At 65.7% G+C, this 23,777-nt stretch carries 24 protein-coding genes and 1 tRNA gene; 16 read left to right on the plus strand and 9 right to left on the minus strand.

Annotated features, from left to right (window positions below):
• Nucleotides 1-21: 21 nt before the first annotated feature.
• Nucleotides 22-780, minus strand: coding sequence for a YqjF family protein (locus tag E2484_RS10125; protein ID WP_170977285.1), 759 nt, complete (start codon nt 778-780; stop codon nt 22-24).
• 211 nt (nt 781-991) lie between these two features.
• Here E2484_RS10125 and E2484_RS10130 point away from each other — a divergent pair, with 211 nt between their 5' ends.
• The 8 genes from E2484_RS10130 to E2484_RS10165 all read left to right on the plus strand — a co-directional run bounded on the left by E2484_RS10130 (nt 992) and on the right by E2484_RS10165 (nt 9,276).
• Nucleotides 992-1,822 (plus strand): ZIP family metal transporter, encoded by an 831-nt coding sequence (locus E2484_RS10130; RefSeq protein WP_137285072.1) that lies wholly within the window; start codon nt 992-994, stop codon nt 1,820-1,822.
• Between the two features lie 143 nt (nt 1,823-1,965).
• Nucleotides 1,966-2,583, plus strand: a complete 618-nt coding sequence (locus E2484_RS10135; RefSeq protein ID WP_137285073.1) for a class I SAM-dependent methyltransferase — start codon at nt 1,966-1,968, stop codon at nt 2,581-2,583.
• A gap of 101 nt (nt 2,584-2,684) precedes the next feature.
• Nucleotides 2,685-3,440 (plus strand): CehA/McbA family metallohydrolase, encoded by a 756-nt coding sequence (locus E2484_RS10140; protein WP_137285074.1) that lies wholly within the window; start codon nt 2,685-2,687, stop codon nt 3,438-3,440.
• A gap of 426 nt (nt 3,441-3,866) precedes the next feature.
• The gene (locus E2484_RS10145) at nt 3,867-5,153 is read left to right on the plus strand and encodes an MFS transporter (RefSeq protein WP_137285075.1); all 1,287 of its coding nucleotides are present in this window, start codon (nt 3,867-3,869) and stop codon (nt 5,151-5,153) included.
• Between the two features lie 76 nt (nt 5,154-5,229).
• Entirely contained in the window at nt 5,230-6,261 is a 1,032-nt protein-coding gene (locus E2484_RS10150; protein ID WP_137285076.1) for a DUF1611 domain-containing protein, read from the plus strand.
• Entirely contained in the window at nt 6,258-7,298 is a 1,041-nt protein-coding gene (locus E2484_RS10155) for a dipeptide epimerase (protein WP_137285077.1), read from the plus strand. Before E2484_RS10150 ends, E2484_RS10155 begins: the two co-directional genes overlap by 4 nt.
• A 195-nt stretch (nt 7,299-7,493) precedes the next feature.
• On the plus strand, nt 7,494-8,354 hold the full coding sequence (locus tag E2484_RS10160) for a cupredoxin domain-containing protein (protein WP_137285078.1): 861 nt from the start codon (nt 7,494-7,496) through the stop codon (nt 8,352-8,354).
• 127 nt (nt 8,355-8,481) lie between these two features.
• Nucleotides 8,482-9,276 (plus strand): DUF502 domain-containing protein, encoded by a 795-nt coding sequence (locus tag E2484_RS10165; protein ID WP_137285079.1) that lies wholly within the window; start codon nt 8,482-8,484, stop codon nt 9,274-9,276.
• Between the two features lie 37 nt (nt 9,277-9,313).
• Here the strand turns inward: E2484_RS10165 and arcD are convergent, their stop codons facing one another.
• Nucleotides 9,314-10,765, minus strand: a complete 1,452-nt coding sequence (gene arcD, locus E2484_RS10170) for an arginine/ornithine antiporter ArcD (RefSeq protein ID WP_137285080.1) — start codon at nt 10,763-10,765, stop codon at nt 9,314-9,316.
• Nucleotides 10,766-10,937: 172 nt separating this feature from the next.
• Entirely contained in the window at nt 10,938-12,821 is a 1,884-nt protein-coding gene (locus E2484_RS10175) for a threonine--tRNA ligase (protein WP_137285081.1), read from the minus strand.
• 587 nt (nt 12,822-13,408) lie between these two features.
• On the opposite strand from E2484_RS10175, the gene E2484_RS10180 reads away from it, so the two are divergent.
• A complete protein-coding gene (locus E2484_RS10180) occupies nt 13,409-13,993 on the plus strand; it encodes an FxsA family protein (protein WP_137285082.1) in 585 nt (194 codons plus the stop codon).
• Between the two features lie 122 nt (nt 13,994-14,115).
• A tRNA-Ile gene (locus tag E2484_RS10185) sits at nt 14,116-14,189 on the plus strand.
• Between the two features lie 107 nt (nt 14,190-14,296).
• Here the strand turns inward: E2484_RS10185 and E2484_RS10190 are convergent.
• A complete protein-coding gene (locus tag E2484_RS10190) occupies nt 14,297-14,566 on the minus strand; it encodes a hypothetical protein (protein ID WP_137285083.1) in 270 nt (89 codons plus the stop codon).
• On the minus strand, nt 14,563-15,588 hold the full coding sequence (locus E2484_RS10195; RefSeq protein WP_137285084.1) for a DUF7490 domain-containing protein: 1,026 nt from the start codon (nt 15,586-15,588) through the stop codon (nt 14,563-14,565). The genes E2484_RS10190 and E2484_RS10195 overlap by 4 nt, the downstream gene beginning before the upstream one ends.
• 310 nt (nt 15,589-15,898) lie before the next feature.
• Between E2484_RS10195 and E2484_RS10200 the strand changes: the two genes are divergently transcribed.
• The 4 genes from E2484_RS10200 (at nt 15,899) to E2484_RS10215 (ending at nt 18,086) form a co-directional block, all read left to right on the plus strand.
• Nucleotides 15,899-16,672 carry an HAD-IIA family hydrolase gene (locus E2484_RS10200; protein ID WP_137285085.1) on the plus strand — a complete coding sequence of 258 codons (774 nt, stop codon included), beginning with the start codon at nt 15,899-15,901 and terminating at the stop codon, nt 16,670-16,672.
• 188 nt (nt 16,673-16,860) lie between these two features.
• Nucleotides 16,861-17,334, plus strand: a complete 474-nt coding sequence (locus tag E2484_RS10205; RefSeq protein ID WP_137285086.1) for an Lrp/AsnC family transcriptional regulator — start codon at nt 16,861-16,863, stop codon at nt 17,332-17,334.
• 174 nt (nt 17,335-17,508) lie between these two features.
• Nucleotides 17,509-17,760 carry a HalOD1 output domain-containing protein gene (locus E2484_RS10210; protein WP_321112300.1) on the plus strand — a complete coding sequence of 84 codons (252 nt, stop codon included), beginning with the start codon at nt 17,509-17,511 and terminating at the stop codon, nt 17,758-17,760.
• Nucleotides 17,760-18,086, plus strand: coding sequence for a hypothetical protein (locus E2484_RS10215; RefSeq protein WP_137285088.1), 327 nt, complete (start codon nt 17,760-17,762; stop codon nt 18,084-18,086). Before E2484_RS10210 ends, E2484_RS10215 begins: the two co-directional genes overlap by 1 nt.
• Nucleotides 18,087-18,115: 29 nt before the next feature.
• On the opposite strand, the gene E2484_RS10220 is transcribed toward E2484_RS10215, so the two are convergent.
• The 4 genes from E2484_RS10220 to E2484_RS10240 all read right to left on the minus strand — a co-directional run bounded on the left by E2484_RS10220 (nt 18,116) and on the right by E2484_RS10240 (nt 23,057).
• Nucleotides 18,116-18,484 carry a 2Fe-2S iron-sulfur cluster-binding protein gene (locus E2484_RS10220; RefSeq protein ID WP_137285089.1) on the minus strand — a complete coding sequence of 123 codons (369 nt, stop codon included), beginning with the start codon at nt 18,482-18,484 and terminating at the stop codon, nt 18,116-18,118.
• Nucleotides 18,485-18,654: 170 nt separating this feature from the next.
• Complete coding sequence (locus tag E2484_RS10225; protein ID WP_137285090.1) at nt 18,655-19,005, minus strand: VOC family protein; 351 nt, start codon at nt 19,003-19,005, stop codon at nt 18,655-18,657.
• 38 nt (nt 19,006-19,043) lie between these two features.
• Nucleotides 19,044-20,195, minus strand: coding sequence for a hypothetical protein (locus E2484_RS10230; protein ID WP_137285091.1), 1,152 nt, complete (start codon nt 20,193-20,195; stop codon nt 19,044-19,046).
• Nucleotides 20,196-20,336: 141 nt separating this feature from the next.
• The gene (locus E2484_RS10240) at nt 20,337-23,057 is read right to left on the minus strand and encodes a DUF4350 domain-containing protein (protein WP_321112304.1); all 2,721 of its coding nucleotides are present in this window, start codon (nt 23,055-23,057) and stop codon (nt 20,337-20,339) included.
• Between the two features lie 188 nt (nt 23,058-23,245).
• Here E2484_RS10240 and E2484_RS10245 point away from each other — a divergent pair, with 188 nt between their 5' ends.
• Both E2484_RS10245 and E2484_RS10250 read left to right on the plus strand, forming a co-directional pair.
• The gene (locus E2484_RS10245) at nt 23,246-23,446 is read left to right on the plus strand and encodes a hypothetical protein (RefSeq protein WP_137285092.1); all 201 of its coding nucleotides are present in this window, start codon (nt 23,246-23,248) and stop codon (nt 23,444-23,446) included.
• Between the two features lie 68 nt (nt 23,447-23,514).
• Nucleotides 23,515-23,775: a hypothetical protein gene (locus E2484_RS10250; protein WP_137285093.1), complete on the plus strand. Its 261-nt coding sequence runs from the start codon at nt 23,515-23,517 to the stop codon at nt 23,773-23,775.
• Nucleotides 23,776-23,777: the final 2 nt, after the last annotated feature.

The following is a 23,777-nucleotide window of genomic DNA, read 5'->3' on the forward strand; positions in this document are numbered from 1 at the left end:
GTCTGAAATCGCTACCTGCTCTCAGGCCCGGAACGGCGACCGAACCGTGAGCGTCGCGCTCGGCGTGTACCGGACCACGGGGTCCTCGGCGGGCGCTGGCAGGCCGACCGACTCCAGCAGGGCGACGGCGTGGACCGTCGCCTCGGCCGGACAGAGTCGCCATGGGTCGTGTTCGACTCGTGCGCACCAGACCGTCCGAGTGCCCGCGTCTCCCCTCCCCGCGTCGCCTCCGCTCCCATCGCCTCCTCCACTCTCGGCGCTCCCACCTCGGACGAGGTAGAGTCGGTATCGCTCCGCGAGGAACGCCGAGAGCGAATCCGGGTCGGCGTGGGTCGGCCTGCCAGTCGGCCGGTACTCGGCCGCGAACCGGGCGGGCGACTCGTCGGTGTGGACCCGCTGGCAGTCGAACCGGCGAACGTCGCCCGCCGTCTCGAAGTCGATTTCGGCGCGGTGGTACGGCAGGCCCCAGAGCGCGCGGGCGACCCGAACGCCGAGCGCGGTCGCGGCGTCCAGACTCAGGAAGTAGACGCCCGGCCGATTCTCGTGGCGGACGTAGGTCCGGAGATTGACCTGCGGGAAGGTCACGCCGACGCGCTCGGGCAGGAACCACGGCCGACTCGCTTCCACGACCGACGGGAGGGCCGACACCCACGCGGTCCCCTCGCGGGTGTCCACGTCGAGTTCGTCGGGGACCAACGGTCGGACCCTGGAGGGGTCGAGCGGCCAGTGGGCGAACAGGCCCTCGCGCCACGTGAGCGACAGTACGGGAACATCCCTCATACCGGAGACAGACGCGCTCGACCGGCATATACGCCGGGGCGGAAGCTCCGGCGATTCGGATGCGCGAGGGCTGGCCGACCACTCCACCGCGAGCGCGCGGGGCTTTCTTCCCCGTTTTCCAGCATCGAGTCCCGCACCGACTCCATCGATCGAATTCGCAGAAACGCGGGCGACCGACGGACTTATTAACTGGAACAATCTCGTTAACAACATGCGCCTCTCCCGTCTCGGACTGCTCGGTCCGGTCGCACTCGTCGCACTCACTCCGTTCGCACTCCGGGCGGGGTTGACCAAGGTCGTCGGCATCTCGTGGGTCGCGTTCGCCGCGATGGGTGGCGCGGCGTTCGTCGGCGAGCGAACCGGAGCGTCGACCGACGCCGGACGCCTCGTTTGGGGCTACGGTCTCGCCAGCGGCGCGATGATAACCAGCGCGGCCGTCTTCATCGTACCGGGGGCCATCGGCCACCATCCGAAGTTCGGCGGGTTCGGCATCGCGTTCGGCGTCCTCGCAGGTTTCTCGGCCCACACCCTCGGCCACCGAGCGATGCACACCGACCTGCCGTTCGACCACACTGCGGTCGAACTGACCGCCCACTCGTTCGCGGCGGGAGCCATCATCGGTATCGTCTACGGCAACATGCCGAGTCTCGGACTCCTGCTCGGACTCGCTATCGTCTCCCACAAGGGACCGGCGGGCTACGCCGCGGCCGACCGACTCCGACGGGCCGACAAACCGGTCTCGGTCCTCCTGCTTCCGGCCGCGGGCGTCGGCATCACCGCGCTTCCGGCGTCGCTCCTGACGCTTCCGAGTAGCGACCCCGTGAACGCCGTCGTCTTCGGGTTCGCGGCGGGCGTCTTCCTCCACGTCGCCATGGACTTCCTCCCGCGATGCGAGCTGGGCGGCGAGGTCTACGAGGTAGCCCAGATCACCGACGACGCTCACGCCCTGCTGGACCGCCTCCGCGCACAGGCCGTGGCGAGTACGGGTCTCGGTGCCGTCGCCGTGTTCGTCGCGTGGCTGATTCTTCGCGGTAGTGCGTGACGCGGGGTCGAGCGGAAGCGTTAGACGCCGGGACCGACGAACGGGCCGCTGGAAGTCGGAGACCGACGAGACCGAGTGAGCCGTCTGCCGGGGCCGACCGAGACTCGATGAACACTTTACGCTCCGACCTAGTAGCATCGCGTATGGAACCGGCCGACAATCACGAGTACTGGGCCAATCGCTCGAAGGAGTTCTCGCCGTCCTACTACGCGGACATCGGACAGAACGAGGTGACGGAAACGCTCGCCGCCGTGTTCGACCACTACGCCGCCGACGACGCCGCGATACTCGAAGTCGGCTGTAGCTCCGGTCGCCACCTCGCTCACCTTCTGGACGACGGGTTCGAGGACCTGACCGGAATCGACATCAACGAGGATTCGTTCGACGTGATGGCCGACCACTACCCCCGACTCGCCGAAACGGGGACGTTCCACGCCGGTGCTATCGAGGACATCGTCCCCGATTTCCCCGACGACGCGTTCGACGTCGTCTACTCGGTCGAGACGCTCCAACACGTTCACCCCGAAAACGAGTGGGTGTTCGAGGAGTTAGCTCGCGTCACCTCCGACCTGCTGATTACTGCCGAAAACGAAGGAAACAGCCCCAAACGCGGCCGCAAAGGTGCCGAAGTGAGTTGCGTCCACGACGACTTCCCGCTGTACCACCGCGACTGGAAGCAGGTGTTCTCTGATCTCGGGCTCGCCCAACTCCTCTGTGAACCGGGCAAGCGCGACACGGTTCGCGTGTTCCGCGTTCTCTGATAGTTCCGGCCGGGTCCGCTACCCCGTCCTTCGACGCACCGCTGGAAAGTGCCCTCGTCGGCCCAAATTGATAACCGCTCGTTACTCCTCTAGCGAACATAGTGTTCACCGTCGATCTACACTCCCACACCCGATTCTTCCACGGGTTCCCCGGTCTCGGACGCGCGTTCGACCCCGTAGGCGCACGCCTGCTCGCACGGACGGCGGAGTACCGCGGTCTCGACGGGGTGGTCACGACCAACCACGACTACTACCGCGACTTCGGACTCGGCGACGAGTCGTTCGCGGTCCTGCCCGGCATCGAGGTGACGACGACGAAGGGCCACGCGCTCGTCGTCGGCCCGAATCCGCCCGAGCGCACCCCGAAGGGCGAACTCACGCCCCAGCAGGTGGTCGAGATGGCCCACGACCGCGGGTGTGCCGCCATCATCGCCCACCCGTTCCGCAACAGCACGGTCCGCGAGGCCGACGCCGAGTTCGACGCCATCGAGGTCAACGGCAAGGGGACCGACCCGGCCGAGTGGGTCGAGCAGTTGGCCCGCGACCGTGACCTCCCGCTCGTCGGCGGGAGCGACGCTCACTACCCGGTCGAGGTCGGCCGAGCGTACACCGAAGTCGAGGCCGACGAACTCACGCCCGAGAGCGTCGCGGCCGCGATTCGGGACGGCCGAGTGACGCCCAGAGTGGACCGGAGTCCGTCTCAGCAACTGCTCCGCCGGGCGTACGCGGCGATTCACAGCCAGAAGGGATGGTTAGAACACCCCGCGCCCGAACCGCCGGGACTGGGGACGCCGCCCGGCGAGGAGGAGAACGCCCCGCCGCCGCGCGAGGCGGAGACACGTGATTCTAGCCGTTAACATATTTTCTTTCGTTCCTAAAGAAAGAATTCCGTTTCCTAAAGACATATAATTCTATTCCGCCGCCAGTCCCGATTGCCTCGCTTCCGTCACGACTGGGAGTCACACACGGGGGATACTTTTTTGTCACTATCGGCGGAAGTCGGCGACGCATGTCGAACACGGCGTGACGCTCCGACCGTAGCCCCGACGACGCGGTGCCGCCCAGTGGCGGGTCCGAGACCGGCGACTCCCGCGGCGGCGACCAGCGTTGCGACTGTTTCCCACGTCACGCCAGATGTTCCGACACTCCACTCGCAGTTCGGACCGACAGCATCGATTCGCTAATCGACCGCCGAGTGGCTTCGTCCGTCGAGCCTCGGGTCACTCCACTTTCCGATTCCCGCGCCAGTCCGCCCGTCGGCACCGCCTCGGGAGGCGATTGCGGTGAGCGACCTCCGCCGGGCGGTGTTGACCTACTACGCCTACCGCTGTATCAGTGCCATCGGCTTCATCGCACCGTTCCTGAACGTCTTCCTCGTGAGCCGCGGCGTGACCTTCACCGACCTCGCCTTGGGCGGGTCGGCGATGGCCGCCGTCACCGTCCTCGGCGAGGTGCCGAGCGGCTACGTCGGCGACCGTCTCGGCCGCCGCCGGAGCCTCCTGCTCAGCCAGACGCTGTTCGCCGTGAGCATCTCGTCGTGGGCGTTCGCGCGTTCGACCACCGCCGTCGTGAGCATCTTCGTCGTCTCCGGGGTAGCCTCGGCCTTCCAGTCGGGGAGCACCGAAGCGTGGCTCTACGACGTGTTGGACGAGGCCGACGAGGCCGAGCGGTACACCGAGATCGAGAGCCGCGGGTCCGCGCTCCGGCTCTGGGTCACCGCGACGACGATGGTCGCCGGAGGTCTGCTCTACGTCGTCGGCCCGATGATTCCGTTCGCCTGCGCGGCCGCGCTGAGCTGGTCCGGGGTAGGAATCGTCGCTTCGCTCCCGGCGAACGCCCGGTATCGGGGCCGCGACGGTCGGGCCGACGACGATGACGCCCCGCTCGACCCCCGGCGCGCGCTCGCGGTCGTCCGGCGGTTCCTCGCGCGGCCCGGCCTCCGGGTCGTCGTCGGCGTCGTCGCGGTCTACACCGGGGCCTCGGTCGCGGCGGGCGACTACCTCCAGCCGGTCGTGGTCGCTGTCCTGCCCCGGACGACCGCGACGGTCGCCGGGGTCGCGCTCCCCGAGTTCGTCGTCCTCGGCTGTCTCTACGCCACCTTCACCGCGTTGTCGGCGGTCGTAGTGGACCGGGCCGACGCTCTCCGGAACGCGCTCGGGGCCACTAACGCGCTGCTCGCGCTGGTCGGCCTCGGCGGGGTCGCGATGGCGGTTCCGCTCGTCGCCACCCGCGCGCTCGGCGGGTCGGCCGTGGTCGCCGCGACCCTGACCGCGGTCGTCGGATTCCGGACGTGTCAGGACGTTCTCCACCCGATTCACAGCGCGTACCTGAACGACCGCGCGGAGTCGGTCGGCCGGGCGACGACGCTCAGCGCGGTCGCGTTCGCCTACGCCCTCGTCCGCGTCCCCTTCCTGCTGGTCGGCGGCCGGGTCGCGGACGCGACCGAACCGGTGGTGGCGCTCGCGCTCGTCGGAGTCGTCGCGGTCGCTGTTGCGGTTGCAGTCGGCATCGCGGTCCTGTCTCGGCGTTCCGAGTCCGAGGCGTCGGCGACCGGAACAGCAGACGACTGATTCAGTTGCGATTTCGGCAGACACCAACCTTTCCGCCATACCGAGATTTATACCCCCGTATCGCTACGCTCTATCCATGAAAGTCGCCGTACTCGCACACGAGAAGTTCCCCGACCGCGCCAAGACTGCCGTCGGCCTGTTGCGCTACTCCGACTACGAGGTCGAAGCGGTTCTCGACCGCGACAACGCCGGCAAGCGAGTGTCCGACTTCCTGCCCGACGTGCAGGACGCTCCGATCGTCGCCGAGATGGCCGACGCGCCCGACGTGGACGCCCTTATCGTCGGTATCGCGCCCATCGGCGGCGGGTTCGACGAGTCGTGGCGCTCGGACGTGACCACCGCCTTGGAGCGGGGTTGCGACCTGATTTCGGGCCTCCACTACTTCCTCGAAGACGACGCTGAGTTCGCCCGACTCGCCGACGAGAACGACTGCGACGTCTGGGACGTGCGCAAGCCCCCGGAGGACCTGACGGTCGCGCAGGGCGCCGCCGACGAGGTGGACGCCGAGGTGATTCTGACGGTCGGCACCGACTGCTCGGTCGGGAAGATGACCGCGACCCTCGAGCTCCTCGAAGCCGCCCGCGAGCGCGGCGCTGACGCCGGTTTCATCCCGACGGGGCAGACCGGAATCATGATCGAAGGGTGGGGCAATCCCGTCGACCGCGTGGTCAGCGACTTCACCGCGGGCGCGGTCGAGGAGATGATTCTGGAGCGCGGCGACGACTACGACTACCTCTTCGTGGAGGGACAGGGGAGCATCGTCCACCCCGCCTACTCCGCGGTCACCTGCGGCATCCTCCACGGGTCGATGGCCGACAAACTCGTCCTCTGCCACGAGGCGGGCCGGGAGGTAGTTCACGGCTACGAGAGCTTCGACCTCCCGCCGATTGGCGACTACGTGGACCTCTACGAGAACCTCGCTCGGCCGGTCCACGAGACCGAAATCGTGGCCGGGGCGCTCAACACCAAGGAAGTCGCCGACGACGCCGCGGCCCGCGACGCCGTGGCGACCTTCGCCGACGAACTCGACGCGCCCGTGACCGACCCCGTTCGGTTCGGCGACCCCGACGGCGACGAACTCGACGCGGTTCTGGAGGCGATTCTGTGAGCCTCGAAACCGACTTCGAGCGCGTCTCGCTCCCGCTCGAAAACGCCTTCACCATCTCGCGGGGCACCCAGGAGACCGCCGAGAACGTGGTCGTCCGAATCGAGGACGACGAGGGCACGGTCGGAGTCGGTGCGGCCGCCCCGTCCGAACACTACGGCGAGACCGCCGCTACCGTGGAAGCCGTCCTGCCCGACCTGCTCGGAGTCGTCGAGCAAGTCGGCGACCCCCACCAACTCGACCGCATCGAGCGCCGACTCCGCGAGACCGTCGAGCGCAACCCGGCCGCCAGATGCGCGGTCAGCGTCGCGCTCCACGACCTGGTGGCCAAGCGCACGGACCTGCCGCTGTATCGCTACTGGGGACTCGACCCCGAGGAGGCCGTCCCGACCTCCTACACCATCGGCATCGACTCCACCGAGCGAATGGCCGAGAAGACCGAGACCGCGGTCGAACGCGGCTACGACGTGCTGAAGGTGAAGGTCGGCACCGACCGCGACGAGGAGATAATCTCGACGGTCCGCGAGCACGCGCCCGGCGCGACTATCCGCGTGGACGCGAACGAAGCGTGGTCGCCGCGCGAGGCGGTCCGGAAGATAGACCGCCTCGCCGAGTACGACCTCGAGTTCGTGGAGCAACCGGTCTCGGCGGACGACCCCGAGGGACTGAACTTCGTGCGGGACCGCGCGGTGCTCCCCATCGCGGCCGACGAGTCGTGCGTCACGCTCCCGGACATCCCCCGAATCGCCGACAAGGCCGACATCGCCAACCTGAAACTGATGAAATGCGGCGGCCTGCGCGAGGCCAAACGGATGATTCACACCGCACGCGCCCACGGACTGGAGGTCATGCTCGGGTGCATGATAGAGACGAACGCCGCCATCGCGGCGGCCGCCCACCTCGCTCCCATGTTGGACTACGCCGACCTCGACGGGGCGCTCCTGCTCGAATCGGACGTCTACGAGGGCGTCCCGATGCCCGAGGGAGACATCGACCTCGCCGGACTCGACCGGCCCGGAACCGGCGCACGGGGCGGGTAGTGCCGTTCGGTTTCGCCGAGAATCTCCTGCCCTCCTCCGTTCGGTAACGCCTGAGCGATACGTATCAGACGATTTTCTGTAATAGGATGCAGATAACACCTATTGCGGTTCGGGTGCAGATAATTGACGCATCTGTAGCAGGTTCGTCGGCTATGCGACGCGTAGTGGATGCACCAGCGGAATGGGGAGATACCGATGCCAGCACCTGATGCGGAGACGACCGACGAATCGACCAGTAAATCGTTCACCGAACGGCTCGGCGTCGAACGACGACCGCTACTGAAAGCACTCGGCGTCGGGGCCTCGATTCCGTTCGTTAGCGGCGTTACGGTCGCTTCGGGCGAGGAGTCAGACGCTCAGGACAGCGCGGAGGCCGCTCAAGAGATCGAACCGATGATAGACCCGGTCTTCGGACATCCCATGAAGGAGGCCGAGAACGTTCCGGACATCCTCGGACCGGACCACGAAGTCGAGTTACACAGAGATTTTCCCGAAGATATTCAGAATCCAGACCATCCGTCGTTCTTCCACTTCGAACCGACCGGGCTTCGGGTAGACTCCGGGGACATCGTGCAGTTCACGTTTACCAGCCCCAACCACACCATCACGGCCTACCATCCGGGGCACGGCTTCCAGCGGCGAGTCCCCGAGGAAGTCCCGGCGTTCTCGTCACCGCTCGTACAGAAGGACGGAGCGTGGCTCTACCAGTTCATGCACGAGGGGCTCTACGACCTGTACTGTGGCGTCCACTCGGTGCTCGGAATGGTGATGCGAATCGTCGTCGGCGACTTCAGCGAGGAGGACGTCCCGGACTACGCGGACACGTTCGAGGCCGAGCCACCGCTCTTCGCGCCGGTCAGCGAGCAGTTCCTCGAACACGAACTCGAGGCGACGAGCGAGCAGAACGAGAACGTCGATTGGACCTGGCTGACAGCACCGCAGGTCCTCAAGACGGATGCACTGGATCCGATGAGGATTCAGGAGGCCGGTACGGTGTCGTTCGAGACGGTCGCCGACGAACTCGGAGTCGCCTTCGACCCCGAAGACGGCGAGTAGCGGTTCCCCTTTTTCGCCGGTAGAGGTGAACAGTTACCTCAGTGTCGGGCGCGCCGAGCGCGAGCGAACTTCGCCCGGTGCGTTGGCCCGAATTCCTATACCCAGTTATCTGTAAGTAAACGTACGGATGAGCAACGGGGAGACACCTACGGAAGCGGCCCGCGAGACGGGTGAGTCGGTGTACGACGAACTTCTGAGCGTACTGATAACTGGTATCGCCATCATCGTCCCGCTCGTAGTGACTATCTGGGTGCTGGCGACGATAATCGACTTCATCGCGGGGGCGTTCGCGCCGGTCGTCGCGGTCCTGGAGTGGACCGGCCTGGTCGATTTCCTCCGGTCGCTGTGGCTCGCCGGGTTCTTCGCCGAGCTAGGTATCTACAGCGAGGTGTTCGAGTTCGTCCCGGAACTCATCGCCGCGACGATTCTGGTGGGAAGTATCGTGGGCGTCGGTACCCTCGCCCACGTCAGATACGGCGAGCGTCTCGTTGTCGCCATCGACGCCGCGCTCGCGGACATTCCGGGCGTCGGCACGGTGTACAAGAGTTTCCGGCGGGTCGGTGACGCGATGCTCGGGAGCGAGGCCGAGAACTTCGAGGACGTGAAGATAGTCGAGTACCCCCGCGAGGGGTCGTACATCCTCGGCTTCGAGACGGCCGAGTCCCCCTCGGCTATCGGCGAGGCGGTCGGCGAGGACGACCTCGTGGCGATGTTCCTCCCGTTCGCGCCGAACCCGGTGATGGGCGGCTATCTCGCCCACATCCCGGCGGATAGAGTGTACGACGTGGACATGACCGTCGAGGAAGGAATCCGAACCATCATCACCAGCGGCATCGCCTCGGGCGAGGACGACGGCGACTTCGCGGTGGGGAACATCCCCGGCGTGGAACACGACCGCGACAGTCCGGCGAAGGCCGATTGAGAGAACGTCAGTCCGTGCCGGGACTGGACAGACGGATTCAGTCGTCGGCCGACGTGGCCGTCGGTGCGTCGGCGGCGTCCTTCCGGGTCGTCGCGTGCCCGGTCAGCGCCATGGCGAACAGGATGAGCGGCGAGAGGAAGGCGAAGAAGTAGAACGGGAAGTACGCCATGGTCGAGACGCCGAAAACGCTCGCCATGTAGACTCCGCCCGCGTGCCACGGGATGAGCGCCCCCGTGGGCGTGCCGGCGGCCTCGACCGCCCGCGAGAGGTCACTGCTCTCCAGGTCGTACTCGTCGTAGAGGTTCCGGAGCGTCATGCCCGGTACCACGATAGCCATGTACTGCTGTGCCGAGAACAGGTTGACCAGAATCGCCGAGATGCCGGAACTCACGACGAGTCCGGTCGCGCTTCGGACGCCCTGCGCGAGGTAGTGAGCCAGCACCGCGAGGACGCCGATTCCTTCGAGGAGACCACCGAGCGAGAGCGCGGCGACGACGACCGCGATGGTCCACGCCGACCCCGCGATACCCCCGGCGGCCAACAGGTCGTTGACGAGTTGGGTTCCGGTCTCCGGGGCGGTCCCGTTGAGGAACACGCCCCACGCGGCCGTGAAGGCGACTCCCTGTACCGCGATGGTGGTGAACACGCCAGCGAAGACGCCCGCCACGAGCGACGGGAGCGCCGGATAGCCGTAGAGCGCGAGACCGAAGGTGACGACCAGCGGGAGGAAGACCAGCGGTGAGAGGTTGTAGGTGCCCGCCAACGCACCCTGAATCTCGGCGACCTGGCCCTGCGGAATCGCTCCGCCCGCGCGGAGACCGAGGAGCGCGTAGAGGACCACCGAGATGCCGAGCGCGAGGGCGGTGCCCGTCCGCATCGCCCGGATGTGGTCGTAGAGGTCGGTGTTCGTGACCGCGGCCGCGAGGTTGGTAGTGTCCGAGAGCGGCGACTGCTTGTCGCCCGCGTAGGCACCGCTGAGTATCGCTCCCGCGGTCATGGGTTCGGGGATGCCGAGTCCCGACCCGATGCCGATGAAGGCGACCCCCAGCGTCCCGGCGGTGGTCCACGACGACCCGATGGAGAAGGCGACGACTGCCGCCAGAATCGCGGTAGCCGGGAGGAAAACCTCGGGCGTGAGTATCGACAGGCCGTAGTACATCAGGCCGGGAATCGTGCCGGAACTGACCCACGTGGCGATGAGCGCGTAGATGGTGAACAGGATGAGAATCGCCTGCAACCCCATCAGCAGGCTGTCGGCGATACCGTCGTAGAGGTCGTCCCACGAGAGGCCGATCCAGTAGTAACCGACCAGTCCGGTCAGGACGATGCTCCAGAGGAGCGGGCCGTGAGGTGCGAGTTTGAGATACCCCGACCCGATTCCGAGGAAGACGATGACTCCGAGCACGGGCACGAGCGCCTGTGCGAGCGTCGGTCGTCGCTCGGGTTTCAGTTCCCCGTACGTGAGCGGTTCGAAGTCGAGTGAAGCCATGTGCCCCGAGATATTACCTGAGCGTATTAAACATCCACGATTTTATTCGTATAAGGAATATTCAAAATGCGGTTTGGTATCAGCAGTCACGGACGAAGACGGTCGAGAGAAGCTGTAGGCGGAAAATCGGAAAGTTCGGCCGACGCCTCGGTTTCGGTCGGCGAAGTACGTCCTACCGACCCGTGAAGTGTGGGTGCTTGCTGACGTGCTTCGGCAGGTATCGCTTCTTCTTCGGCAAGTCGCCGACGTCGGCAATAACTGCCTCCTGCAACTCCTCGAAGGTCATCTCGCGCTCGTCGCCCTCGCCGCGGACGGTGACCTTGAAAGCCTCTTCGTCGTCGCCGTCGTCTGCGTCCATCTCGCGGTCGCCGACGACCACGTAGTAGGGCACCCAGTCGGTCTCGGCTCTGGCGATTCGCTTGCCGACCGACTCGTCGCGTTCGTCCACGTCGGCCCGGACGCCCTCGGATTCGAGGTCGTCGGCGAGCGCGTCGCAGTACTCGACGTGGTCCTCGCCGACGGGGACGAACCGAACCTGGGTGGGCGAGAGCCACGTCGGGAGGCGCGGGGTCTCGCGCTTGGCGGCCGCCTCCAGCAGGGCGGCCAGCACGCGCTCGATACCGCCCGACGGCGAGTAGTGCAGGATGGGCGGGTGGCGGGTCCCGTCGCCCGTGCTGTACTCGATGTCGAACCGCTCGGCGCTCTCCACGTCGATCTGGACCGTCGGGTTCTCGATGGGTCGGCCGAGTTGGTCGATGGCCGCGAAGTCTATCTTGGCCGACCAGTAGTGGTGGCGCTCGGGCAGGATTTCGAGCAGTGCGGGCTTGTCGAGGTCGTCCACGAGCGACTCGACCCACTCCCGGTTGTCGTCGTAGAACTGCCGAGTCATCCGAATCGCCGGCTCGTAGTTCAGGCCGAGGTCCTCGCTGGTCCGGAGGGAGAGTTTGGCCTGGGCTTCGAGTTCGTCTTTGGCCTGCTCCAGGTCCCGGGTCGCGGTGTGCATGTCGGGCATCGTGAACGCGCGCTGGCGCTTCAGTCCCATCACTTCGCCTCGCTGTTCGCGCCGGAACGAGTAGGTGGACATCTCGTAGATGCGAAGCGGGAGGTCGCTTTCGGCGACGTGCATGTCCCGCATGATGGAGAACTGGCCGAAGCAGGCCGCGAACCGCAGCATCATCCGGCGGTCGCCCGACTCGAAGCGATACTGGCGCTCGCCGAACTCGTCGGCGTGTTCGCGGATTGCACGCACGCCGAGGTCGTACATGACGGGCGTCTCGACCGGCATCCCGCCGTAGTCGACCACCAGGTCGTTCACGTACTCCATCAGCGAGTCACGGACCAACTTGCCGCGAGGGTACCACCGGAGGTTGCCCACGTCGCTGAGTTCGTCGTAGCCGACCAGTTCCTTCTCCTGCATGAGTTCGACGTGCGGCGGTCGTTCGCCCTTGCTGGCGGTCTCGCCCTCCACCTCGTCGGTGACGAAGGCGCGCATGTCGTCGCTCACGCGGTCGGCGTCCTCGGCGTCGAGAGACGAGATGGCGTCGGTCTCGGGGAGGGGCACGGTTCCGCCGTCGGGAAACGACAGCCGCCAGTCGCTCGGCGCGCGTTCGGCCTCGGCGGCATCCTCGCCGCGGTCGGGCGTGACGTGCCGGGAGAGTTCCGAGAGGGGATGGCCCTTACAGGAGACCTCGAACGCCTTGTACCAACCGAAGGGCGCGCGCAGGACCTCGAAGTCGGCTTCGAGTTCGGATTCGAGATTCCGGAGGACGGTCTTGGCGCTCTCCGGCCCGGCGAGGTCGTCGCTCAGGTGGGCGTAGGGGTAGAGGACGACCTTCCGGGTGTTGAGCTGTCGGGTCACGTCCCGGAGTTCGTCGGCGGCGTTCTCGACCACGGCGTCGAGGTCGGTCTCGTCCTCGCTCTCGACGCTGACGAACGCGGTCACGCAGTCCTCCATCCGGCCCTCCATCGGGACGCCCTCGGTCTCGGCGAGTCCCTCCCCGGCCTCGGTGGTCGTCTCGAATTCGAGGTGGTCGGAGTGGACGAACAGGAGTCGCATAGGGTGATTGACCGTTTCTGCGGTGAAAAGGATGCCGGGACTCGGGGGTCGTTCGCGCTCGGGTGTCGGCGGATTCCGGACTCTCGGACGATCCACTTCGCTTGCCGGAACGATTTCGTCGGGCTTCGAACTCACGCGGCCGGGCTCGACGCCGTTAGTGTCGCGCCAGTACGCGCCGGGCCAGAGATAAGAATATTTCTTATACCCATACGTACACACTTTTAGAAATTGTTTAATTAGGTCTTCGTCAGACCACTTCCGACTGTCGGCGCTCCGACGATGCGCCCTCCGGTCGCGCGACGGCCGACCAACCGCTGTGACGCCCTCTATGGCTTCGTGGAACGGACCACGCGCGGGTACGCTCGGTGAAGTAACCGCCGCGGGTGGCGCGGCGGTTGGTGGATACCGTGGCCGCGCGGGGCTTTCGTGACGTTCACAGTCTCGGTTACTGTCGGACCTGTAGCAATGCAGAGCGAACAGACGAAGATTTCACCGATTTACGACTCGGAGAACACCAAATCTGCGTAGCAGTAGGCACCTAAAGCGTTTTACGGCGTGAACGACTATTCGGAGGCAAGAACGAACTGATGTTCAAGCGCGCACTGATAGCACTCCTACTCATCCCGCTCGTGGACGCGCTGTTCCTCGTCTTCGTAGCGACGCAACTCGGGGCCGTCCTCACGGTCGCGCTCGTCGTCCTGACCGCGCTGGTCGGGACGCTGTTCGTCCGCGCCGAGGGCCGCCACACCGTCCGGCGACTCCAGGAGACCCTCGGCGAGGGCGAGGTCCCGGCCGACGAACTGACCGACGGCGCTCTGCTCATCGCGGCGGGCGCGTTCCTGCTCACGCCCGGTCTCGTCACCGACGCCGTCGGGTTCCTGCTCGCGTTCCCGCCCTCGCGCATCCTCGTGCGCGAGGCGGTCCAGAAGTGGGTCGTCAAGCCCTACGTCGAGAAGAAGACCGGCGGGTTCGCCACCGGCAACGTCTACACCTTCGGGTTCCCGAACGCCGAGGACGTGGGCGCGAGCGGGTCCGGTACCGGCGCGGGCGCAGGCGGGTCGGGCGCAGGCGGGTCGGCGACGAGAAGCCAGTCCGACTCCTCCGACGACACCTACCGCGTGGACGACGACTCCTACGACATCGAGTTCGAGGACAGCGACGACGACGATTAGTCGGCCCGAACCGGTGGAGTAACCGGACGCTTTCGCCGGGAAACTCCGTGAGGGCGTCCCGAACCGCCGTCGAAAGGAAACGCTTAAACATTCAAGGGCGCAAGCAGTGAATGCGCCCGAACGGGCCAATAGCTCAATCAGGTTGAGCGCTCGGCTGATAACCGGGAGGTTCGCGGTTCAAATCCGCGTTGGCCCACTTCCTTTGCGATTTCTGTGAGGGACTTGGACTTTCCTGGCGCTATATTTTCGTCATTTCGTGGTGGTGATGAACAACCGGAACAAAGGCTCGCAGTAACGTTCGGATTACTCCCCGGCCAACTCTCGCACACTCCACGAAATCCCGATTCCCGCGACCAACAACACCACCAGATTGAACGCCGCCCGGAACAGCGGCCGATACTGGTGGGAGATGAACGTGTTGATGGTCGCGTTCACGCTGGCGTACAGTTGAATCACCGCGACCACAGCCAGCAGGGTGAACAGCCCCAGCGCGGCCCGGTAGAGGTTCGTCCGAATCTCGAAGTCGGTGGTCGATTCGTCGGGTATCTCGGCGTCGGTGTTGGCTTCGCTCATGAGTTGCTCCGTCTTCGTGCGAGGAGTAGCGCGCCGGCCAGCGCGAGGGCGGCCACGCCCGCGCCGAATCCGGGCACGCCGCCGTCGGCCGCCGCACCCTCCTCGATGGTCGTCTTCTCGTAGTCTCGCTGTTCGTCCGCGCTGTCGCCTTCGAAGTCGCTGACCTCCAGACCGACCTCTCGGACGGTCTCGTTGGCTTCGACGGTCTCGGTCGGGTTCAGGTTCGCCACGCTCCGGGCCGTGCCGACGATGACGCCGTCCTTCCACAGCACCGCGTCGAGGTAGTAGTTGTAGCCGTCGGGCACGTCGAGTTCGACGCTCGGGGTGGCGGTCCGGCCCGGTCGGACGGTGCCGACCTCGGCCGAGGCGCGGTCGGCGACGATGTTCGAGTCGGCCTGCCGGGCGGTGAACACGACTCGCAACTCCTCCGAGGCGGCGTCGCCCTCGTTGGTGAGGAACGTCGAGACGTCGAGGGTCGTCCGGTTGTCCGAGGCGCTCTGGACGGTGTACTCTATCGGCGGGAGACCGTCGCCGCCCTGCCAGTGGAACCGGACGCTGGTCTTGGCGTACTCGGGCGTCAGGGTGCCGACGCCGCTGACCTCTTTGCTCCCCTGAGCGATTCGCTCGTCGTCGCGGTACACGATGGTCTCGACGCGATAGCCGCCCGCCCGTTCGACCGAGACGTTCTGGAGGACCGAGACCTCTCGGTCGCCCGAGACGGGCGGGACGGCGGTCTGTTTCGTCGTCTCGACCAGTCCGGATTCGAGGTGGACCGCCCGAACGAGGACGGTCACGTTCTCGGAGTGACCTCTGGAGTGGGCGAGGCGGGTGTCGACTTGCAAGGTCGCGGTGCCGCCCGACACCGTGCCGGGCGCGATGGACACCTCCTGGATGTCGAGGTGGCCGGGCCGAACTGGGTCGGGTTCGGAGTCGGCTATCGCGCCGGGGACCGCGGCGACGGCGAGGACGGACACCGCGACGACGAGGGCGATTCCGCCGGCCAGCATCGTCTCGCGGTTCATGTACCGTAGCTCACAGGTGGGTATAAAGTGTTTTGTGGTGTGAGGCGTTTCGACGATGAGGATTTCGACCGCGCGAATCGAGACACATCGACGCCGTGAAGCGCCCCGTAGTCCGTGACGGGTTCTGAAACTCGAACGGTTCCGCCCGCGAGTCCCGACTGCGAACAGACCCAAGGTGACCGAGTCCTAACGCTTCGTCGATGTACGCAGGCACGATCGAGACGCCCTGCTGTCTCCGTAACGACGTCACTCGTACCACCGACTCCGCGGACGGTACCGGTTCGGCGCGCCCGGCGGAGGCGAGCGACCGATGACGGTCCGAAGCGTCGTCCTCGACGCGGACGGCACCCTCGTCCGCGGCGACGAACCGATACCGGGCGCAATCGAGGCGGTCGACCGACTCCGCGAGCGCGGCCTCGACCTCCTCGTGCTGTCGAACAATCCGACTCGAACTCCGGCCGACTACGCCGACTGGCTCGCCGAACTCGGGTTTGCCGTCGGTCCGGACGACGTGGTCACGTCGGGGTCGCTCACGGCCGACTACGTGGCCGCCGAGTATCCCGACGCTGCGACCTACCTGCTCGGTGAAGCGGGCCTGCGGGAGATGCTGGCGGCCCGCGGGGTCACGCTCGTCGCCGACCCCGACGCCGCCGAAGTCGTCGTCGCCTCCATCGACCGCGAGTTCACCTACGACCGACTCCGGGAGGCCCTCTGGGCGCTCGACGGTTCTGCCTTCGTGGCGACCGACCCCGACCGCACGATTCCCGCGCCGGACCGACCAGTGCCGGGGTCGGGTCCCATCGTCGCCGCCGTCGCGGAGGCCGCGAACCGCGACCCCGACGCGATGCTCGGCAAGCCGGCCCAGACCGCCGCGGAGGCGGTCGAATCCCGGGTCGCCGGACGGGGCAGGGAGGTTCTGGTCGTCGGCGACCGACTCGACACGGACGTCGCCTTGGGCGAGCGCGCGGGCATGGCGACCGCGCTCGTCTGCTCGGGGGTGAGTACGCGCGCGGACGCGGAGGTCTCGGACGTAACTCCGGATTACGTGATCGACTCCGCGGCGGACGTGGAGTCGCTGTTGTAACTCACCGCGCCCGGCCAGTCCTCGGACTTCTTCGATGCGCCCGCGGCGTCCACCACGCGGGGTTCGTCGTCGGAGGCGTCGACGTGGTCGGTGAATGCACCTCCGACGGTCGCCCCGTCGGTAACCGTGAACCAACCGCCAGAGGCGATGCGGAACGGTCTTTACCGGTACGGCCGGAAACGGGCCATATGGACACCTACGAACTGGACGAGGTGGACAAAGGCATCCTCTACTATCTCCAGCAAGACGCGCGCAACACCACCAGTACCGAGATGGCAGAGGAGTTGGACATCACGGCCAGCACGGTCCGTAATCGGCTCACCAACTTGGAAGAGGAGGGCGTCATCGAACAGTACGTCCCCCAACTCGACTACGAAAAGGCGGGGTTCCAACTCAGAGTGTTGTTCGTCTGTACGGCACCCGACGAACCCGAGAACTTCGCTCAGGACGTGCTCGAACAGGAAGGCGTCGTCGCCGTCCGCGAACTGCTCGCCGGGGCCGAGAACCTCCACGTCGAGGCGGTCGGTACCGACACCGACCACCTGACCGAAATAGCGGACTCCCTCCGCGAGATGGGTCTCGAAATCGTCCGGTCGGACGTGCTGAAAGCCCAACTCCACCAGCCGTTCAATCACTTCGGGACGTCCGTCAGTGACGACTAGAGTCGGACGTGACGAAGTTACGGATACGTTTCACTTCTGCTAACGTAGCAGTTCCACGAGGAGTGGTAATAGCAGTCCCTGGGTTGCCAAATTAGCAGTGAACTCTCATTCTAGAGGACATGAGGATATTCTTTCCACCATATTTTTGCGTCTATGTCCGCATTTCTCGTCCAGATGAGCGACGAGTCACGCCCGATCAGCGAAAAAGTAATCGCGGAAATTGCGGACCGAAAGAAGGTAAAGTCGACGGAATTGCGCCCGCCGCTCTACGAGACCATCGATTTGGAAGCTTTGGACGCCCTCTTCTCGCCCGGTCACGACGGTGGAGTAAGGGACTGCGACGGACACGTCGAGTTCACGTACGATTCGTATCGGGTTCGGGTCGAAAGCGACGGGTCCGTCGTCGTCAGTTCGGGTGAAGCGTAATGACGCGGTTTCGATTCGACTGCGCGTACTGCGACGAACTCGTCGTGACCGATACCGTCGATGCGGTGAAACGGGAGGCTAAAGCGCACCTCGAAACCCACCGTACCGAACTGAAAGAGGTGTTTACCGTCGCGTTCGGCGGGACTAACTGCTACAACGACTGCGGATTCGTCTTCCCGGAGGAAGTCGACGACGAGGTCGGCTTCGACTGTCCCGCGTGCGGTCACGACAACTTCCCGCCGTTCGTCCATCAGTACGTCTACTGGCGGATAGAGAAGACGCCTCGCGTGACTTCGTCCGAAGGCGAATCCGACGGTGGGCGTTGAGTGCACCCCTCCGACGTTCGGCACGGTCGCTACTCCTCGACGTCGCGCGCGACCGACTCGCGGCGCTCGCCTGCATCGCCGTCCTCGACCTTCTGCCCCCAAAAACCGGGATACTTCACGACTTCCACGTCGCCCTGCACGCGAGTTTGACACGAGAGCCGAAGCCCCGAGTCCACGTCGTGGGGCGGTAGGGAGAGGCGTCTGCGCTCGTCGTCGTCCATCTCGCTCACGTCGCCACGAACCTCGACTGCGCAAGTCCCGCAGGTCGCGTGTCCCCGGCAGTTGAGGTAGTCGGCCGTCCCGTTGTGCGGGGACAGACCCGCGTCGAGCAGGGCATCTCGTAGTATCTCGCCGTCTTCGCACCCGATTTCGTTCCCCCGGAAGTGAATCGTCGGCATGCCACCGACGTACGACGGGAGAGTTGTTAGGTGTTAGCACTCCAAGAGCGGTCGGACGCGCTTGGCGGGCGGGCCGTCGAACGAGTAACCGCGACGGCAACGAGACGATGCAGACACATTGGAGAAATATATACTTTGGTTTAGACAATATGCATACACGAAATGTAATTCTATACTTCGTCCGTCGGATGCAGGAACGTCTGGAACTCCACCGCGCGCCCGTCGGGGTCCTCGGCGAAGAACTGGTATATCTCGTACCGTTCGTTCTCGTGGGGTTCGTCGCGGGCGCGCTCGGACAACTCCTCGTACATCGCGTCCACGTCCTCGCGGTCGGGGTAAACGAAGGTCACGATGCCCTCGGTGTCGGCCTCGTCGCGCTCACAGAAGCCGAGAAGTTGGTTGTCGTACTTCAGAATCGTGCAGTCGGGTTGTTCGAGCCACACGTCCGCGCCGACGGTCTCGGTGTAGAAGCCGACGACGCGCTCCAGGTCGGTGGTGGCGAAGAACGTAATCGCGCTCACGGCCGGGTAGTCGGAGGCCGACGGCAAAAAACCGCCGCTCAGACGAGGTGGCCTGCGACCACGGCGACGACCCACAGCGCCGCGCCCGCCCGGAGTACGGGCGTCCACCGACCCGCTGTCGGTTCACCGGCCGTGGAGTCGCCGCGCGACCCCGCTCCGGCCGCGAGCAGACCGACCGCGGCCACGACGACCGCCCTGTGGGCCGCGACCGGAATCGGGAGGACGGCCACTCCGAGGGAGGCGTAGTCGAGAACGAGTCCGGTTCCGAACCCGACCGCTGCGAGCGCACCCGCCTCCGCCGCGGGAAGTCGCCGACCGAACAGGTAGGCCGCCAGCGGGACGCCGCCGACCAGCACCGGATACCACAGCGCCACCACCGCGTCGGGCGACAGCCACGGGAGATGTCGCTCGCAGAGGATACCGCCGAACCGAACGACGAGCGGGAGCGCCGCGAGCGTCCCCGCGAGCGTCCCTCGTCGGCGATTCCGTCCGGCAGCGAGCCTTCTAAGGAAACTGCGCGCGTTTCGGCCGAGGAGAGGTGCCAGCGCCATCACGACCACGGTGGTCCAGCCGTCGGCGTCGTAGGTGTCGCCGTTGGCGTAGTACACCCGTTTGACCGCGAACTCTGGTTTGCCGAGGAACGCCGCCTCGACCCGCCGCTGGGCGTCCTCGACGCTATCGACGGTGTGGGTGATGGTGAACCAGTCCCAGTGTTCGGCGTGGGCTTGCACTGCGGTCCAGTCGCCGTCCGGGGGACCGTAGGCCCGGAGGTGGTCGCGCGCACCGAAGTAGCTCCCGTGGTGGAGTTGATACCGTTCCGACACCCAACCTCGGTCGGCGACGTAGGCGTAGCGCGACGCACCGGGCGCGTCACGCCACGGGACGCGCTCGTCGGCGACCACGGTGGTCTCGTCCGGTGCGTTCTCGACCCACTCGGCGTCGCTCCGGTTCCACCCGTGCCGACGTGTCAGATACCCCCGGACGCGCTCGGGGTGGTTCCGAACGACGACGTTGATGGAACTCGCCCGCCGGTCGAACGACCGGTCGGGACCGACGTACGGCCATATCTTCGCGTCGCCGACCCGAACCAGCGTCGGGTCCGCAGAGTCGGCCACCACGCTCGCGCCCGGTCCGACCAGAATCGCCACGAACGCGAGCGCGACGAACGTCGCGGCCGCGATATGTCGCATATCCCGGGGTTCGCAGGGGCCGAATAAGTAACTGTGGTCGGGTCGTGGAGGGTGTTCGGAGCAGTGGGGAGGATTCCGTACGAGCGATTTACAGTTCGCGGACGGCCCGAAAACGAAGACTGAAGCGGTAGAGTCGGGGTTTCAGTAACTGTACTCCGTGTGTAGGCTTCCGGTGTCGTCGTAGAGGTAGCAGGTGTCGCCGTCGTTGTTCCAGATATAGGAGTCGCCCCAGTAGAGGTCGGTGCTGGAGTCGGTGCCGTCGCCCGAGTGGAGACGTACCGCGTCGCCCGCACCGAGCGAGAAGCCATCGGGGAACTGGTAGCTGTTGCCGGCCTCGTCCTCGACGGTCCACCCGGTCAGGTCCTCGCCGCTCGACCCAGTGTTCTCGAAGTCCACGTACTCGTCGTTGAGGGTCGAGCCATCCTCACTGAGTGCCTCGACGACGATTTTGCTCTCGGAACCGTCGTTGTTCGGGTAGCTCTTCTCGGCGGCGAGATTCGAGTTGTCGTCGTAGAGGTAACAGGTGTCGCCGTCGTTGTTCCAGACGTAGGAGCCGCCCCAGTAGAGGTCGGTACTGGAGTCGGTACCGTCGCCCGAGTGGAGTCGCACCGTCTCGCCCGCGCCGAGCGAGAAGCCGTCCGGGAACTGGTAGGTGTAGCCCGCTTCGTCCTCGACCCGCCAGCCGGTCACGTCGAGACTGCTCGACCCGGTGTTCTCGAAGTCCACGTACTCGTCGTTCAGCGTCTCGCCGTCCGGGCTGATGGTCGGGATTGAGACCGAGTAGTCAGAGGCCGTGCCGGGTGTGTAGGCGTCGAACAGCGGGAAGGAACCGTCGAAGACGGTCGTCTCGGGGACCTCCTGGCTACTGCCGACGTTGTTTGTGTCGTCGACCACCCAGTCGGCGTTGACCCGGAGGTCGGTGCCCAGTCCGCTGGCGAGGTCGTTGATGTTAGCTCGCGCGTCGGCCGTGGTCTTGCCGCTACCTGTCAGAATCACTGCCCCGCCGTTGGCGGCGAAGGTGTCGAGCGCGTCGATTTCGCTCGTGGTGAACGCCTCGGGCGGCGTCGTGACGACGACCGCTCGCGCGCCGTCGAGGGTCGCGCTGGTGAACTCGTTGACGCCTTCGAGGCCGACGTCCTGTCCTTCGAGGTAGCGCATGTAGTAGGCCGTGTCCTCGGCGGAGAGACCGTAGTCTGCGCCGAACTGGCCGTGGCCGCCGTCGATGAGCACGTCGCCGGAGGTGTCGGCGAGGTAGTCCACGAGGTTCGTCAGGAAGGGGAAGTTACCGTAACTCGACGTGTCGGTGCTGTAGCCCTCGTTCGACTCGTAGCTCTCGTCGATGAAGGGAGCGCCGACCACGCCGACGTTGGCCGCCTCGTCCACGGCCACGAGCGGGACGTCGCCGCTGTAGCTGTAGCCGCCGTCGAGAGACTGGGTCGCGGTGGACTCGGCGTAGACCGGGACCTGCGAGTCCGGAACGCCGCCGGTCGTCGTCCGGACGCTCGCGGTCTCCGGGAAGAAGAGGTCGTCGACCGGGTTATCTCGTATCTCCGAGGAGTTGTCGGGGTCGCTTTCGGCCCAGACCTGCGTCCCGTTTGCTCTCGCGGTCTCCTCGGAACTTCTGAACGCCGTGTGCTTGGCGAACGACGAGTCGTACACGCGAGCGTGGCCCTCCTCGACGAGTCGATGGTTGTAGTTTGCGTCCCGAGCGCCGTCGCCGTCCGCGTCGTAGTAGAGATAGCCCAGCACGCGGCCGAAGGCGTCACGAACTGGCTCGTCGTCGTCGAACACGAGGTTCACGGTCTTGCCGCCGAGTTCGTCCTTGCCGAACTGTGTGGCGTCGTCGGCCTCGGCTTCGAGGTAGGTGTTGGACTCGATGCCCTCCCACTCCTGGACGCGCTCGTACTGGCTGTTGGCCGACTTCTCGGGCGTGTCGGTCCCGAGGACGCGGACGTTCTCGGTCGTGCCGTCGTCGAACTCGACCGTCACCGTGTCGCCGTCGAGAACCTCCGTGACCCGCACCGAGTACGTCTCGTTCGGGTCGAGACCGAGACCCTCGCGGTCGCCGAAGTAGGGGAACGCGGTGTTGAACTGGGTCGTGACCGGCTGATAGGGTTCGCCCCCGTTCTGGTACTCGTCGGTCACCTGGTCGTCGTTGAACCGGAACGCGAGTTCGAGGTAGCCCGCGAGGTCGTTGAGATTGGCCGTCTCGTCGTAGTCTCCGTAGTCCGACTGGTCGTGGAGGAACAGCCACCCGCCGTTCGACACGAAGTCGCCGATGGCCGAGAGTTCGCTCGACGTGAACGAGTCGCTGGGCGAGGTGACGACCGCGGCGTCGGCACCCGAGAGGTCGGACGCGAGCGAGGTGGTCGCGTTCACGGTGTAGCCGTTGTTCTCGGCGTAGCTCTCGAACTTCGAGAACTCCGAGAGGGCGTAGTACTGGCTGTGGCCCTCGTCCCAGAGGACCGTGCCGGACCCGCCGAGTGCGTCGTCCCAGACGTTGAGGACGAACTCCTCGTTGCCGGTCTGCCAGTTGGCGTCCGAATCCGTGACCAGCATCGACCCGAATCCGACGACGTGCCAGTCGGTCGCTACGACCGGAATCGGCGCGTTCTCGCCGTACGAAACCGCGTCGGAACTGCTGTCGGCGTCGCCGTTGGTCGCCGTGTCCTCGGCCCAGACGGCGACCGAGGAGTCGTCGGTGAGCGGTTCGTAGTCGTAGTTCACCAGACTCGACGTGGAGTACGCTTCGAGTTCGGGTATCTGGCCGGACGCCGCCCGAGTTCGGTCGGTGAGTTCGATGCCTGCGGCCGAGCACCCCGCCGCAGTCGTAAGTGCTGACAGGAACGCGCGTCGATGCATGCAAAAGGACCTCCGTTCGCACTATATAAATCAAGGCATTCGTCCCATATTGTTACTGATAGAGTTAGTAAATAAAATCGGTTGACAGGTCTCTCAGGATTCGCCCGTCGGCCGACCGGAACCGAGCGTTTGACCTTGGTCGAGTCCCTATTCGGGAGCATGTCCCTACGGAACGACGGTGGTCGCTGATGGGCCGCGGCGAGAAGGTCCGGTTCGGGCTGGCGCTCGCGCTCGGAGTCATGGTACCGGGACTGCTCAAGTACGCGCTGAGTACCAACGGGTACGAGGCGCTCGGGACTGCAGTCTGGGTCAGTGGCTACCTCACCGCCGTGCTGGTCATCTGGTACATCTGGGTACGGCCGCTCGACCTCCAAGGGGCGGGCGGCTGAGTCGGCGCGCGGACGACCGCGGCATAGCGGAACTTTAAAGGGTATTTCGCGGCGACTTTCGAACAACGATGATAGAGTTCGTGCCAATGCCCCTCATCGACGACTTCCTGCTCAACTACAACGTCGGGCAGGCGCTACTGCTGTTATTCGTCCTGTCGGTGCTGGGGGCAATCCCGCTCGGCTCCCGGAAGGTGTTGTCGCTGAACGCCATCACGTTCGGACTGCTGTTCGTCCTGACTCCGGCGAGTCTCGCGCCGCTCCACTACAAGTTCCTCGGTATCGCCCTGCTGGTCGTCGCGCCGTTGCTGTACGTCACGGCGAGTCGATAGAA

The organism is Halorussus salinisoli (assembly GCA_005239435.1).
Lineage (GTDB): Archaea > Halobacteriota > Halobacteria > Halobacteriales > Haladaptataceae > Halorussus > Halorussus salinisoli.

Coding starts and splice junctions, on each gene's coding strand:
- E2484_RS10210 (WP_321112300.1), top strand. CDS start 17,509: ATGAGCGACGAGTCACGCCCGATCAGCGAAAAAGTAATCGCGGAAATT.
- E2484_RS10245 (WP_137285092.1), top strand. CDS start 23,246: ATGGGCCGCGGCGAGAAGGTCCGGTTCGGGCTGGCGCTCGCGCTCGGA.
- E2484_RS10125 (WP_170977285.1), bottom strand. CDS start 780: ATGAGGGATGTTCCCGTACTGTCGCTCACGTGGCGCGAGGGCCTGTTC.
- E2484_RS10135 (WP_137285073.1), top strand. CDS start 1,966: ATGGAACCGGCCGACAATCACGAGTACTGGGCCAATCGCTCGAAGGAG.
- E2484_RS10240 (WP_321112304.1), bottom strand. CDS start 23,057: ATGCATCGACGCGCGTTCCTGTCAGCACTTACGACTGCGGCGGGGTGC.
- E2484_RS10250 (WP_137285093.1), top strand. CDS start 23,515: ATGATAGAGTTCGTGCCAATGCCCCTCATCGACGACTTCCTGCTCAAC.
- E2484_RS10195 (WP_137285084.1), bottom strand. CDS start 15,588: ATGAACCGCGAGACGATGCTGGCCGGCGGAATCGCCCTCGTCGTCGCG.
- E2484_RS10190 (WP_137285083.1), bottom strand. CDS start 14,566: ATGAGCGAAGCCAACACCGACGCCGAGATACCCGACGAATCGACCACC.
- E2484_RS10200 (WP_137285085.1), top strand. CDS start 15,899: ATGACGGTCCGAAGCGTCGTCCTCGACGCGGACGGCACCCTCGTCCGC.
- E2484_RS10160 (WP_137285078.1), top strand. CDS start 7,494: ATGCCAGCACCTGATGCGGAGACGACCGACGAATCGACCAGTAAATCG.
- arcD (WP_137285080.1), bottom strand. CDS start 10,765: ATGGCTTCACTCGACTTCGAACCGCTCACGTACGGGGAACTGAAACCC.
- E2484_RS10230 (WP_137285091.1), bottom strand. CDS start 20,195: ATGCGACATATCGCGGCCGCGACGTTCGTCGCGCTCGCGTTCGTGGCG.
- E2484_RS10215 (WP_137285088.1), top strand. CDS start 17,760: ATGACGCGGTTTCGATTCGACTGCGCGTACTGCGACGAACTCGTCGTG.
- E2484_RS10150 (WP_137285076.1), top strand. CDS start 5,230: ATGAAAGTCGCCGTACTCGCACACGAGAAGTTCCCCGACCGCGCCAAG.
- E2484_RS10220 (WP_137285089.1), bottom strand. CDS start 18,484: ATGCCGACGATTCACTTCCGGGGGAACGAAATCGGGTGCGAAGACGGC.
- E2484_RS10205 (WP_137285086.1), top strand. CDS start 16,861: ATGGACACCTACGAACTGGACGAGGTGGACAAAGGCATCCTCTACTAT.
- E2484_RS10165 (WP_137285079.1), top strand. CDS start 8,482: ATGAGCAACGGGGAGACACCTACGGAAGCGGCCCGCGAGACGGGTGAG.
- E2484_RS10175 (WP_137285081.1), bottom strand. CDS start 12,821: ATGCGACTCCTGTTCGTCCACTCCGACCACCTCGAATTCGAGACGACC.
- E2484_RS10130 (WP_137285072.1), top strand. CDS start 992: ATGCGCCTCTCCCGTCTCGGACTGCTCGGTCCGGTCGCACTCGTCGCA.
- E2484_RS10180 (WP_137285082.1), top strand. CDS start 13,409: ATGTTCAAGCGCGCACTGATAGCACTCCTACTCATCCCGCTCGTGGAC.